Origin of the sequence: Paeniglutamicibacter sp. Y32M11 (genome assembly GCF_019285735.1) — a bacterium.
GTDB lineage: Bacteria > Actinomycetota > Actinomycetes > Actinomycetales > Micrococcaceae > Paeniglutamicibacter.
Genome location: NZ_CP079107.1, coordinates 786,771 through 799,485, shown reverse-complemented (window position 1 = coordinate 799,485; position 12,715 = coordinate 786,771). Strand labels below are relative to the sequence as shown.

11 protein-coding genes are annotated in these 12,715 nt (G+C 59.1%); 1 reads left to right on the top strand and 10 read right to left on the bottom strand.

The genetic code is table 11. The features are described from left to right. The first annotated feature begins 102 nt into the window (after nt 1–102). Nucleotides 103–1,503: an MFS transporter gene (locus KUF55_RS03565; RefSeq protein WP_168152192.1), complete on the top strand. Its 1,401-nt coding sequence runs from the start codon at nt 103–105 to the stop codon at nt 1,501–1,503. Between the two features lie 105 nt (nt 1,504–1,608). Here the strand turns inward: KUF55_RS03565 and KUF55_RS03560 are convergent, their stop codons facing one another. The 10 genes from KUF55_RS03560 to glyA all read right to left on the bottom strand — a co-directional run bounded on the left by KUF55_RS03560 (nt 1,609) and on the right by glyA (nt 12,655). Then, nucleotides 1,609–2,679, bottom strand: coding sequence for an ABC transporter ATP-binding protein (locus KUF55_RS03560; protein ID WP_218818682.1), 1,071 nt, complete (start codon nt 2,677–2,679; stop codon nt 1,609–1,611). Nucleotides 2,680–2,717: 38 nt separating this feature from the next. Next, nucleotides 2,718–4,265 (bottom strand): iron ABC transporter permease, encoded by a 1,548-nt coding sequence (locus tag KUF55_RS03555; protein WP_210149628.1) that lies wholly within the window; start codon nt 4,263–4,265, stop codon nt 2,718–2,720. A 50-nt stretch (nt 4,266–4,315) separates the two neighbouring features. Beyond that, the gene (locus KUF55_RS03550; protein ID WP_168152191.1) at nt 4,316–5,350 is read right to left on the bottom strand and encodes an iron ABC transporter substrate-binding protein; all 1,035 of its coding nucleotides are present in this window, start codon (nt 5,348–5,350) and stop codon (nt 4,316–4,318) included. Between the two features lie 461 nt (nt 5,351–5,811). Then, a complete protein-coding gene (locus KUF55_RS03545) occupies nt 5,812–6,915 on the bottom strand; it encodes a fatty acid desaturase (protein WP_370630980.1) in 1,104 nt (367 codons plus the stop codon). Nucleotides 6,916–7,270: 355 nt separating this feature from the next. Then, nucleotides 7,271–7,543: an SHOCT domain-containing protein gene (locus tag KUF55_RS03540; protein WP_168152189.1), complete on the bottom strand. Its 273-nt coding sequence runs from the start codon at nt 7,541–7,543 to the stop codon at nt 7,271–7,273. 156 nt (nt 7,544–7,699) lie between these two features. Continuing rightward, nucleotides 7,700–8,401 carry a response regulator transcription factor gene (locus KUF55_RS03535; protein WP_168152188.1) on the bottom strand — a complete coding sequence of 234 codons (702 nt, stop codon included), beginning with the start codon at nt 8,399–8,401 and terminating at the stop codon, nt 7,700–7,702. A 37-nt stretch (nt 8,402–8,438) separates the two neighbouring features. Beyond that, nucleotides 8,439–9,566, bottom strand: coding sequence for a sensor histidine kinase (locus KUF55_RS03530; protein WP_218818017.1), 1,128 nt, complete (start codon nt 9,564–9,566; stop codon nt 8,439–8,441). Nucleotides 9,567–9,863: 297 nt separating this feature from the next. Continuing rightward, nucleotides 9,864–10,295 carry a hypothetical protein gene (locus tag KUF55_RS03525; protein ID WP_218818016.1) on the bottom strand — a complete coding sequence of 144 codons (432 nt, stop codon included), beginning with the start codon at nt 10,293–10,295 and terminating at the stop codon, nt 9,864–9,866. Between the two features lie 115 nt (nt 10,296–10,410). Then, nucleotides 10,411–11,292 carry a bifunctional methylenetetrahydrofolate dehydrogenase/methenyltetrahydrofolate cyclohydrolase gene (locus KUF55_RS03520; protein ID WP_132362095.1) on the bottom strand — a complete coding sequence of 294 codons (882 nt, stop codon included), beginning with the start codon at nt 11,290–11,292 and terminating at the stop codon, nt 10,411–10,413. 76 nt (nt 11,293–11,368) lie between these two features. Then, nucleotides 11,369–12,655 (bottom strand): serine hydroxymethyltransferase, encoded by a 1,287-nt coding sequence (gene glyA / locus KUF55_RS03515; protein WP_218818015.1) that lies wholly within the window; start codon nt 12,653–12,655, stop codon nt 11,369–11,371. Nucleotides 12,656–12,715 lie beyond the last annotated feature (60 nt).

Here is a 12,715-nt window from a genome sequence, read left to right as displayed (position 1 = left end):
TTTGAAGTTTACTCAATCTATGTGGTCTGTGACACTGGTTAGTGATCTGGCTAACGTGAGCAGGTCCTTACAGTCCGAGCAGTCCGCTCAAAGAGGAGCACCATGAGCATTGCCCAGAGCCAGACACCAGCCCAGCGAGCCAACTCGCGCCGGGTGGCGTTTGCCACGATCATCGGCACCACCATTGAGTGGTACGACTTCTTCATTTACGCCACCGCCGCTGGCCTGATCTTCGCCGAGCTGTTCTTTAAGCCCGCCGGCGCACAGATTGGTCTCTTGCTGGCCTTCGCTTCAGTGGGTATTTCCTTCCTCTTCCGGCCTCTTGGCGCATTCCTGGCCGGGCATTACGGGGACAAGATTGGCCGCCGTGCCATGCTGGTGATCACGCTGATCATGATGGGTGCGGCAACCACGCTCATTGGAGTCTTGCCCACCTACGCCACGGCCGGGGTCATCGCCCCGATCATGCTGCTGCTGTTGCGCATCTTGCAGGGAATCTCCGCTGGCGGCGAATGGGGCGGCGCGGTCCTCATGGCTGTTGAGCATGCTCCGAAGGACCGTCGCGGACGTGCTGGCGCCTTCCCGCAGCTCGGTGTCCCGCTGGGCATGCTTCTGGCTTCGGGTGTAATGGCACTGATGACGGGAGTTATCTCCCCCGGCGAAGAGTTCATGGCCTGGGGCTGGCGCGTACCGTTCCTGCTGAGCATCGTGCTGATCGCCGTCGGCTACATGGTGCGTCGCGCCGTGGAAGAATCGCCGATCTTCGAGGAAATCGCCGCCAAGAAGCAGCAGACCAAGGTCCCGATCGTTGAGCTCTTCCGCAAGCACTGGCTACTGGTCATCATTGCTGCTTTGGTATTCGCCGGCAATAATGCCGCGGGCTACATGACCACCGGCGGCTTCCTGCAGGCCTACACCACCAACCCGGAGGGTCCCATCGGGTTCGAGCGGACCGACGTCCTGGTGGCCGTGGTCTTTGCCGCAACTATGTGGTTCTTATTCACCCTGCTCTCGGGCTACCTGGCCGATAAAATTGGTCGCAAGCGCACCTACCAGATCGGTTTTACTTCGCAGGCGTTGGTGGTCTTCCCACTGTTCTGGTTGGTTAATACCGCGTCACTGCCCATGTTGTATCTGGCCTTCGCGCTCTTCGCCGTCGGTCTAGGCTTGGCCTACGGCCCGCAGGCGGCCCTGTATTCCGAGCTGTTCCCGGCTTCGGTCCGTTTCTCCGGCGTCTCGATTTCCTACGCTCTTGGTGCGATCATCGGCGGAGCGTTTGCCCCGATGATCGCCACAGCACTGGTCCAAGCCACCGGAACCACCACCGCGGTATCCGTCTATCTGTTGTTCATGACGCTCATCTCTTTGACCGCGGTCTCCTTGCTGCGTGACCGCGCGGGAATTGATCTCTCGATCAGTAACCAGGCCGAGCAGGAGGTCGGGGCAACTATCTTCGACAAGCGTCGAGTTGCCCCCGCGGTTCAGTCAACCTCGGTCAAGTAGCAAAACACTACCCTGAGCCCCGAACCATTCGGGTCTCAGGGTATTAACGACGTAGGGTCGGTCTTCCTCACGGAACACCGACCCTACGTCGTTAAATTGATTTTCCTACTCGGCCGGGAAGACCACGCCCTCGCCCACGACCCGTAGCCTGAGCTCCATTCCGGGACGTGCCATAGCGGCATTCCAATGGCGGATGGTAATAATTTCCCCACCACCGGCAATTGAGGGAACCGGGGCTAGCCTGATACGAACGGTGGTTTCTGGACCAAAGAATACGGTGTCAACAACGGTTCCCTTGATGTTCCCATCGGCCACGATGCGGATCTGCTCGGGACGCAGCATCAATCGCACGGCCCCCTGAATCATGGCGTGACGCACCGGAATGCCGCCGAGCGAACAGGTGGCTAGTGAGCCTTGGAGCTGAGCGTCAAGCATGACGGCGTCCCCCAAGAATTCCGCGGTGTCCAGGTCTGCCGGCCGAGTGTAGACGGCGAAGGGCGTTCCAGTCTGGGCCAGGGTTCCACCACGCATGACGGCGACTTGGTCAGCAAAGGACAGTGCCTCGCCCTGATCGTGGGTGACCAGGATCGTGGTAATTTCCGCTGCGTGCAGGACATCTGCCACCGCCTTGCGTGTAGCCACGCGCAGCCCGGCATCCAACGCAGAAAACGGCTCATCCAGCAACATCAATTTTGGCTTCCTAGCCAGGGCTCGAGCCAGAGCTACGCGCTGTTGCTGCCCACCGGAAATCTCATGCGGACGACGCTCTCCCATGTCCGATTCAAGGGAAACCATGTCCAATAATTCGGCCACACGGCGGGCATTGGCCTTTCGGCCAGCGATTTTCCAGGCCGGCCCCAGACCGAAGGCAACGTTTTGAGCAACACTGAGGTGTGGGAATAGCGCCCCGTCTTGAGCGACGTAACCGATTTCCCGTTTGTGTGCCGGAATCCAAGCATCTCCGGCCACCATGCGGTTATTTAGCTCGATGGTCCCGGAATCGGGATTTTCGAATCCAGCGATCAAGCGCAGCAATGTCGTTTTGCCCGAACCCGAGGGACCGACGATAGCGGTGGTTCCACCCTCGCTCAGGGCGAGGTCAACACCTTTAAGGACGCCCTTGGAACCGAAGCTCTTGACCAGATTGCTGGTGCGCAGGAATTTAACGGAGGGCATGAGTCCGTGAATCTTGTGGGCCTTCGGTACGGGGATGGTCACTGTCCGGCCGCTTTCTTTGACTGCTGGAAGAGCAAGTAGGTCATGGGGATGGAAATCAGGATCATCAACAAGGCGTAGGGAGCTGCCCCCGCATAATCGATTTCGCTACTCTTAGCCCAAAAAGCTGTGGCCAAGGTGCGGGTGCCGTTGGGAGCCAACAGTAAGGTCGCCGTCAGTTCATTAACTACGGCCAAGAACACAAGCGCCGCCCCACCCGCCGCAGCGGGGGCGGTCAGTCGCAGAGTGACGCGGAAGAAGGCCCGTGCGGGCGACTTTCCCAGTGAGCGAGCGGCTTCCTCAAGTTCGATGGGCGCTTGGGACAACCCGGCCCGCAAATTCACCAGCGCACGTGGGAGGAAGAGTAGAACGTAGGCCGCAAGCAGTACGTAGGAGCTTTGGTAGATTCCGGGGACCAGACGGATCGCCACGGTAACAAAGGCCAGACCCACGACGATGCCCGGCATCGAACTGGTGACGTAGTTGGAGAGCTCCAGGAGCCTGCTGAACCAGTTGGGGTGACGCACAGCAATGAAGGCCATGGGGAAGGCCACCACACAAGTCACCAAGGCACCCCCCAAGCCGTAACCCAGGCTTTGGAAGAGTGCCGGGAAGAACTCGTCCGGTTCCCAGATCTCTGCTCCCCCGGCAATGGTCCACCGCGCTACGGAATACAGAGGAACCCCTACCGACAAAACAATGAGAGCCAACAAGGCCAGCTGAGCCGGCAATTGATACCAGCTCAGGCGCAGTCGGGTTGCAAGTCCCTGTGCCCCAAACCCGACTCGGGAATACCGTGCGTTGCCGCGAACTTTGGCCTCAGCGAGTAGCAACACCATGCACATCAATACCAGCACGCTGGCCAGCATGTTGCCGGCGGCACCGCTGAAGGCCGATTGGAACTGCACCATGATGGCCGTAGTGAAGGTGTCGAACCGGATCATCGCAAAGGCGCCATATTCCGATAGCAAGTGCAAGGCCACGAGCAACGAGCCTCCAGCCATGGCGATGCGCAGCTGCGGAAGAATCACGCGGAAGAATACGGTCCATGGTCCGAGCCCGAGCGAGGCTGCTGATTGTTCAATGGCCGGATCTAAGCGTCCGAGCGTGGCTGCAACAGGGATGTATACCAGCGGGAAATAAGACAGCGTGGCGATGAGGGTTCCGGCGCCTAAACCTGCAAGCGAAGGAACGGCGGAGGCCCATCCATAGCTATTAACAAACGCCGGGATCGCCAGCGGCGCAGCAAGCGCTAGCGCCCACCAACGGTGTCCTCTCAAGTTCGTGCGCTCGACCAACCATGCCCCACCGACTCCCAACACGAGGCACATCGGCACGGTAACCAGTATCAGCAAAACAGTGTTCAGCAACAGCTCACCAACACGCGGGCGGATGACAAGTTCTACGACAGTGTCCCATCCTGTCACGACCGTCATATAGACCACGTAGCCCAGTGGGATAAGAGAGAACAGAGCGATCAGGGTCGCTAGAAGTGCCAGCGTCGAAACGCCCAATGGCGGGCGGGGCATTTTGCCCCCGCCCGCCATACTCGGTTCCTTTAAAGCGTTAGGAACCAACTTGGTCTTGCTCATATTGGTTACAGAAGTCCTGCCGTGTTCATCAGCTCGGTGACCTTAGCCGAATTCAGCTTGGCGGCATCAACCGTCGGTGCTTGAAGTTCCTTCAGTGGTACCAACTTCTCGTTGGAGGCCACCTTGGAACCAACCGGGTATTCAAAAGAAGTTCCCGTTTTCAGGATTTCCTGGCCGGCCTTGCCGGTCACGAACTTCAGGAATTCTTGAGCCTGTTCGGCGTGCTTCGAAGAGCTAAGTACACCTCCGCCGGAAACCGAAACGAAGGCTCCAGGGTCCTGGTTCTTGAAGTAGTACGGGGTGACGTTCTTCGAGTTTTCCCCGGTCTGGGCCTGGTCGCCATAGTAGTAGTAGTGGTAGATCAGAGCGGCATCAATTTCGCCGGCGTTCACTGCTTTCATGGCAGTGGAGTTGCCCTTGTACGCGGTGAAGTTTTCCTTCATCCCGGCGAGCCACTCGGTCGTGGCAGCTTCACCCTTGAGCTCCAGCAATGCAGCAACAATGGCCTGGAAGTCAGCTCCGGTCGGGGAGGCCGCCCATTTGCCCTTCCACTCTGGCTTTGCCAGATCCAGCATGGACTTCGGCAGCTGGTCCGCGCTGATCTTCTTTGAGTCATAGACAAAGACGGTCGACCGGGCAGCGATACCCGTCCACTTGCCGGTGGAGGGGCGGAAATCGGCCGGAACCTGAGCGATGGTTGCCTTGTCCACATCCGCGAAGAGACCTGCATTCTCAACCTGCGCCATTGCGGGAGAATTTTCGGTCAAGAAGACGTCCGCCGGTGAGGCGGCACCTTCTTGGATGATCTGGTTGGACATTTCGGTGTCCGAGCCATTGCGGATGGTGACCTTGATGCCGGTTTCAGCGGTGAAGGCGTCGACCCACTCCTGGGCCAGGCTTTCATGCTGGGCGTTGTACACGGTGATCCCAGCATCGTCCGACGCGTCCGAGGTTGGAGCGCCGGACGAGCATGCAGTCAAGCCGAGGGTGGCCGTGGCAACGATGGCCAGGCCAGCCAGCATATTTTTGCGAATTGTCATGAGTGTGGGGACTCTCTTTGGAGTGAAACATTCGGTTGGCCCGGGAGGTTTTGGGTGGGCCACCAACATAGCTTAGGTATGACTTACATAATTCACCAAACAAAACGCGTGCCAATACAAAACAATGCATCTTCAGTTTTTCATTATTAGCACACAAGGCCACTAGAACCCCTACAATGCACTGCATTCAAGATCTCCCGGCTGAGCAGATCCCCCCTTATGAAAGCCTGTTCTTCAAGGGGACACCTCGGTCATTCACAAAAAACTAGGCATCGCGGTGGCCGGATACGCATGCCTATAGACCACCAATGAATTCGGCGTCATAAATTGCCGCAAAACCGCATTTACATATTGACCATGAAAAGAACAAAGCCCGCGGCGCCGATTGGCGCCGCGGGCTTTGTGCATTACGTGTACTGAGAAGACTCACTCAACCTCAGGCGACCAAGTGTTCCGCACGCTTAGTGGAGGCGGAACTCAGAAACCATAGGGCAGTCGAACGGGTCGCGGGCGGAGAGCCCTACCTTGTTCAAGTAGGTGATGACCTGGCCGTAGGACTGGGTCACCGAGGTGACCGTGTAAGGGACCTTCAACTCCAAGCAGTATTCACGCACGATCTCTGCGACACCTGCGAGGTTGGCGCGCGGCATCGAGGGGAAGAGGTGGTGCTCGACCTGGTAGTTCAGACCACCGAAGACGTGTGAGAGTACGCGGTTGCCGAAGCGCGTGCGACCCATGACGTTTCGGCTGGTCAGGACCTGGCGCGAGAAGAAGTCGATGCGCGAGTCCTTGGGGATCATCGGCATGCCCTTGTGGTTCGGTGCGAACGAGGCGCCCATGTACACGCCGAAGACGGCAAGCTGAACACCAATGAAGGCCGAGGCGATACCCACGGGCAAGAAGATGTAAATCGCAGCCACATAGAGGGTCAGGCGCACCATGATGGAAATGATCTCACGGCGACGATCTTTAACCCGGTCACCGGTGAACAGGTAAATCATCGAACGCATATGCAGGTTGAAACCCTCGAGGGTCAACAATGGGAAGAATAGGTAACCCTGACGCTCAGTGATCCACTTGAGGAATCCCTTTTGCTTCTGAGCATCCTCGGTTTGGAATGAAATGGTGTCCCATTCAATGTCCGGATCCTTACCTACCGTATTGGGCATGGCATGGTGTTTGTTGTGCTTGTTCATCCACCATTGGTAGCTGATGCCAACCACGAAATTGGCCAAGAATCGGCCGAACCTGTCGTTGGCCGGCCCCGACGTCAGAATTTGACGGTGGGCTGCCTCATGGGCCAGAAACGCGAACTGGGTCAGGATAATGCCGATTGCCGCTGCAATCAGCAACTGGAACCAGCTGTGCCCCAACAACACAAATCCGGTGACTGCACCGCCCAGCAGTGCTACCAAAACGCTGATGAGTCCGATGTAGTGGCCCTTACGGCGACCCAGCAGACCCGCGTCACGGACACGGATTTTCAGATGACGATAGTTGTTTGCCCCGGCGGAACCACGCGATACGCGTTGTTCAGAAGTCGAGGCGGACAAAGTGGAACTCATACTGCTCAAGGGTGGCTCCCGCGTAGCGAGTAGGGCGACAATTTCAGTCGAAAGAACTGAAAGTCTCGGTTCCTATGTATCAGAGCTTACGTGCAATGCATGTGTATCGCCTGATCGTTGCGAAATGCCACCATTTAGTGGATTCAGATCCACGTATGAATTTTTCACTCACCGTCCGAAAAGATGGTCATTTCCGCATGATGACGGTGCAATTTCATCGAGCGTCAAACCAAAGACATATAGCCAAGATGGCATGTGTTACCTGAGTCACGTCAACAGATTGTTAAGTTGAAGGTGCCGATCCCCCAGCTCGGAAAGTTATCGGATCGGCACCAATTGCTGCGTACCGTTGCCCCTATTTCCGGCCGATGCGCAGCACCTCCAGGCGTTGACGGTACTCGGTTTCGTCGATTTCTCCGCGTGCGTAGCGCTCGCGCAGTACGCCTTCGGCGCTCATGGGATCGCCCTGCATCCGGTGACGCCAGAACATGCGGCGACTGAAGAAGATGAAAAAGCCGATGAGCAGGATCCAAAGGAACGGGAACAGGACAAACCAGCCCGGTCCGTTGCCATTTCCCCAAGCGTGGGCAGGCAGCGCCGTGAGGACCGGAATAATTGCAGTAGTCATGGTGGGTAACTCCTTATGGAGCAGATCGTGGATTACAAGGCGTTTGCCTCTTATTTCCACTATCCGTCGAGGTTACCCGGTGGCGCATCGGCCCGTGGGAGACACCTGCGAAGGCCTTCGGTACTCCAGCAGGAGCAGCCGATCCTGTCTCCGGAATTAGTTCCCGTGCTTCCCAGCCGCCGTATCACCGGGCTGCACGCCGGGTGTGATGAGCCCGCTCTCGTAAGCAATCACCACCAGCCCGGTCCTGTCACGCACCCCCATTTTTCCAATAATGCGTGAAACATGAGTTTTTGCTGTCAGCGGCGTGATGAACAGCTGCTCGGCGATCTCGGCGTTGGTTTTGCCCGCTCCAATTAGCAAGAGCACCTCGCGCTCGCGCTCGGTCAGGACGTCAAAGGCTGCCGCATGCGTGGGCATCCGCGCCGGTTTGGTCGCAGCGACCTGAGCGAGCAACTTCCGAGTCACCGAGGGAGATAACAAAGAATCCCCCGCGACAACGATGCGCACGGCAGCAATCAGCTCCTCCGGCTCGGTGTCTTTAACCAGAAAGCCCGAAGCTCCGGCGCGGATGGAATCAAGGATGTAGTCCTCTAGCTCAAAGGTGGTGAGCATAATGACTCGCGTATGTTCAAGACCCGGCTCAGCCGTGATGGCCGCGGCCGCTGTAATCCCATCGCCCTGCGGCATGCGAATATCCAGCAGTACAACATCCGGCTTTAGTGCTCGGGCCTGGGCTAATCCCTGCAGCCCGTTGGATGCTTGGCCAAGAACCACCATGTCCTCTTCGGCACTCAGTAATGCGGAAAATCCCGCCCTGATGAGTGACTGGTCATCAACGATGAGAATGCCGATCATGTTTTTCCTTGGCCTTGGGTCGAAAGCTGGCGTGGTTTCAGGCATGCGGTATCTCGGTGGCGGGAAGCCATACCGACACGAGTGTGCCCGGGGTTTCTGCCGCCGCTGGCCGCGCGTTTGTGATGACCAATGATCCTCCTCTGGCCGCCAAACGTTCGCGCATGCCACCGATCCCGTTGCCCTCTCGTCCCGGCCCTATGCCTATACCGTCATCGGAGACCCGAATGCTCGCTTGCCCCTCATCGATGTCGACATTCACCTCCACATGGTTGGCGTGGGCATGGCGTACAACATTGGTGAGGGACTCCTGAACCACCCGATAGAGGATGTTCTCCACGCGTTCATCCACCCAGTCCGGGGGTGGCAGGATGGGCGGTGTGTAGGTGATCAAGAAATTTGCTCCACGCACTCTGGTGATGAGATCTTCGAGCTGTTCGAGGCGTTGACTGGGAACGCGGGGTGCGTCCTGACGCAACACGGCAAGAACCTCCCGCACTTCGGCCAGAGCCTCTTTGGATCCGATCTTGATATTTTCCAAGGCTTCGCGCATGCCGGCTGCGTCCGCATCTTTCCTATCTAGGTGCAACGCGACGGAGGCCTGGACGTGAATCATCGAGAGCGAATGTGCCACAACATCATGAATGTCGCGGGCCAAGACCAAGCGTTCCTCGTCGCGCTGGTGCGCGGCTCTTTCCCGGGCGGCCCGACGGAATTCCTCGCCCCTGATCCTAAAACTCCGGGCCAGCTCCCCCACTAACAAGACGACAACCAACCACACCAGGACAAAGACGAACCGTCGGCCCTCACCCTGCTGCAACGTCACGCTCCACCCCGCCAGTGCCGCCGCGGCTGCACTGCCCCAGGCCCACCACCGGTCACCTGCCACAACGGAGACGATCAGCCCGATGGCAAGACACAAGGCGAAGGGTCCCCAAGGGAAGCCAGCGGCGATGTAGCCGAAGCTCACCAGCGCGATTCCGGCAACCATGGGTCCAGGAGCGCGACGTCGTAGGAGCAACAGTGCTGGCCCCGCCAGCAGAAGAAGCACGGCGAACCACGTCAGTGGCTCGCCGAAGCGTAGTGCCGCAAAATGCGTTCCGACAAGCTGAATGATCGCCACGACGACCGGCAGGATGGCCAGCGGAGGGCGGCGTCGGTTGATCATGAGACGAGACTACTCGCTGAACTCCTCTTGGATCATCCGGCCGCGGTGGTAGTCCCGTCTACCTCGCTGGAAGTACGTCGCCGCGCGTCTGACTGCAGAGTCGCTGTCCTCGCTTCGTCAAGGAGCAGATCCGTTCCCGCACAGCTCAGGACCCACGGCTGTGCGGCTGTGTTGAGGGTCCAGTCTTCGGGACGCACCGCATCGATCCCGAAATCCTCGTTCTGCGGGTCCTGAACGAACATGAACCGTCAGTGGGGAACCCACACAGACAAAAGTGACCCATCGTATCCACTGCGCTCAATCAGCACGCGCTGCCCGTCTGCCGCGATGATCGGTTCTAGTGGATTCACGAAGGCCGACAGAAAAACCACGAGGCAGGCCACTGCCCGTACCGAGCAGCAAGGCCAATCCGATCAGACTTGCCAGAAGCATGAGGGTTAGGTCCAACACCCAATGGCGAAGATTTAGTCGCCAGATATACGGACCAAGTAACAACAGCACTAGTGCTCCCGTAGCAAGTCCGCCGAGCACGAAGGACAGCACACTGATGTGGCCTTCATGAAACCCAGCGTAAAAGAGAAGTTGGTTGCCGGCCGCATCGTGAAACGACCCACTTAACAGCCATCCGAAGATCGCATAGCAACTGGCGGCGAACACCAGTAGTCCGCAGCCCCAGCGCACACGCACCGAGAAGGGTCGCCGAAGAATCGGAGCGTTTAACGTGCTCATGCGGCAGCTTATCGGGGCAAACCTGTCGCGCGCTGAGAAACCACAACGGCCCGGGTATTCCTCCCCCTTTACAGAGAAACGAACGCCCGAGCCGTTGTTGTTTGCCGTGCTGTACCTAGATTCCGGCCGCGCGTTCGGCTGACTCGACCACGTTGGCCAAGAGCATGGCACGAGTCATCGGACCCACACCACCGGGGTTCGGAGAAATCCAGGAGGCGACCTCGTAGGCTGCCGGCTCCACGTCACCGGTCACAACGGCCTTGCCGTTTTCGTCATTGACACGTGAGACACCGACGTCCAATACGATCGCGCCGGGCTTCAGGTCCTTGGCCTTGATCATGTGCGGCTGTCCTGCAGCTGCGATGACCACGTCTGCCTGCGCCAGGTGGCTGGCCAAATCGGCGGTGCCCGTGTGGGCCAGGGTAACTGTCGCATTAACGTCGCGACGGGTCAGCAGCAGGCCGATCGGGCGTCCGATGGTCACGCCACGGCCGACGACCAAGACGTTCTTGCCGTTCAGGTCGATGTCGTGGCGGGCCAGCAGCTCCACGCACCCCTTGGGGGTGCAGGGCAGCGGGGAGGTCATCGGGCGGTTCACGTTGGCCACCAGACGACCGAGGTTCATCGGGTGCAGTCCATCCGCATCCTTCGCCGGGTCCATGGCCTCGAGGATGACGTCCTGGTCAATGTGCTTGGGCAGCGGCAGCTGGACGATGTAGCCGGTGCATTCCGGGTTCTCGTTCAGTTCGCGGACCTTAGCCAGCAGGATCTCCTGCGTGGTGTCCTCGGGGAGGTCTACGCGGATCGACTTGATGCCAACCTCGGCGCAGTCCTTGTGCTTGCCGCCGACGTACCAGGTCGATCCGGGGTCCGATCCAACCAAAATGGTTCCCAAGCCCGGGGTGACGCCGCGCGCGGCAAGGACTGCCACACGCTCGGTCAGTTCGGCCTTGATGGCCTTCGCGGTTGCCTTGCCGTCAAGAATCTGTGCGGTCATAAAGTGTTACTCCGTTTCAAGAAATGCGCTCGTGCACATCATCGTGCCGGGTGGTGCATGGGTGGCTGGGTGCCGTTTACCAGTTTTCGAGGCCCTCGTAGAGCGGGAAGCTGGTAGCAAGTGCCTTCACGCGCGTCGAGAGCGCTGCCGTGTCCGCATTCAAGCCGTCACGCAGGGCGACGCCAATGATGTCGGCAACCTCGGTAAAGGCAGCCGCGTCGAAACCGCGCGTGGCCAGTGCCGGGGTACCGATGCGCAGACCCGAGGTGGTCATCGGTGGGCGGGGATCAAACGGCACCGAGTTGCGGTTAACCGTGATGCCAATTTCGTGCAGCAGGTCTTCGGCCTGCTTGCCATCAAGCTCCGAGTTACGCAGGTCAACCAGGACCAGGTGTACATCGGTGCCGCCGGTGAGTACCGAAACTCCCGCTTCGGTGACATCCGAAGCGGTCAGTCGCTCGGCCAGAAGCTTCGCACCCTCAAGGGTGCGCTGCTGGCGTTCCTTGAACTCCTCGCCCGCGGCAATCTTGAAGGCCACTGCCTTACCGGCGATCGCGTGCATCAGCGGTCCACCCTGGTGTCCGGGGAAGACGTTGGAGTTGATCTTCTTGGCAAGATCGGCATTATTGGTCAGGATCAAACCCGAACGCGGGCCGGCCAGAGTCTTGTGCACCGTGGAGGTAACAACATCGGCAAACGGCACGGGGTTCGGGTGCAGACCGGCGGCAACCAAGCCAGCGAAGTGAGCCATGTCCACCCACAACAGCGCACCAACCTCGTCGGCGATGGAGCGGAAGGCAGCGAAGTCGAGCTGACGCGGGTAGGCGGACCAGCCGGCGATGATGACCTGCGGCTTTTCGGCGATGGCCTGGGCACGGAGCTTGTCCATGTCCACGCGGAAGGTTTCCGGGTCCACCTCGTACGCCGCGACGGCGTAGAGCTTGCCGGAGAAGTTCAGCTTCATGCCGTGGGTCAGGTGGCCACCGTGAGCCAGCGACAAACCAAGGATCTTATCCCCGGGCTGGATCATGGCAGAGAGTGCTGCGGCGTTGGCACTGGCGCCGGAGTGTGGCTGGACGTTGGCGAACTTGGCACCGAACAAAGTCTTGACGCGCTCGATGGCCAGGTTCTCGGCCACATCCACGTGTTCGCAACCGCCGTAGTAACGGCGGCCCGGGTAACCCTCGGCGTATTTATTGGTCAACACCGAACCCTGAGCCTCGAGGACGGCGCGCGGGGCGAAGTTCTCCGAGGCGATCATTTCAAGGGTGTCGCGCTGACGGCCCAGTTCAAGGGTGAGGACTGCGGCGATTTCCGGGTCGAGCTCGGCCAGGGATTGATTGGTCACGGAATTGTTGCTCATCGTGTTGAACTCCAGTGGGTGAGTGTTGTTCTTCGGGCGGGGATTTAGCGTGCACTTCAA

Excerpts from the sequence above, each read along its gene's own strand:
- KUF55_RS03565 (WP_168152192.1), top strand. The coding sequence starts at position 103 with ATGAGCATTGCCCAGAGCCAGACACCAGCCCAGCGAGCCAACTCGCGC.
- KUF55_RS03555 (WP_210149628.1), bottom strand. The coding sequence starts at position 4,265 with ATGGCGGGCGGGGGCAAAATGCCCCGCCCGCCATTGGGCGTTTCGACG.
- KUF55_RS03530 (WP_218818017.1), bottom strand. The coding sequence starts at position 9,566 with ATGATCAACCGACGCCGCCCTCCGCTGGCCATCCTGCCGGTCGTCGTG.
- glyA (WP_218818015.1), bottom strand. The coding sequence starts at position 12,655 with ATGAGCAACAATTCCGTGACCAATCAATCCCTGGCCGAGCTCGACCCG.
- KUF55_RS03550 (WP_168152191.1), bottom strand. The coding sequence starts at position 5,350 with ATGACAATTCGCAAAAATATGCTGGCTGGCCTGGCCATCGTTGCCACG.
- KUF55_RS03560 (WP_218818682.1), bottom strand. The coding sequence starts at position 2,679 with ATGCCCTCCGTTAAATTCCTGCGCACCAGCAATCTGGTCAAGAGCTTC.
- KUF55_RS03545 (WP_370630980.1), bottom strand. The coding sequence starts at position 6,915 with ATGAGTTCCACTTTGTCCGCCTCGACTTCTGAACAACGCGTATCGCGT.
- KUF55_RS03520 (WP_132362095.1), bottom strand. The coding sequence starts at position 11,292 with ATGACCGCACAGATTCTTGACGGCAAGGCAACCGCGAAGGCCATCAAG.
- KUF55_RS03525 (WP_218818016.1), bottom strand. The coding sequence starts at position 10,295 with ATGAGCACGTTAAACGCTCCGATTCTTCGGCGACCCTTCTCGGTGCGT.
- KUF55_RS03540 (WP_168152189.1), bottom strand. The coding sequence starts at position 7,543 with ATGACTACTGCAATTATTCCGGTCCTCACGGCGCTGCCTGCCCACGCT.
- KUF55_RS03535 (WP_168152188.1), bottom strand. The coding sequence starts at position 8,401 with ATGATCGGCATTCTCATCGTTGATGACCAGTCACTCATCAGGGCGGGA.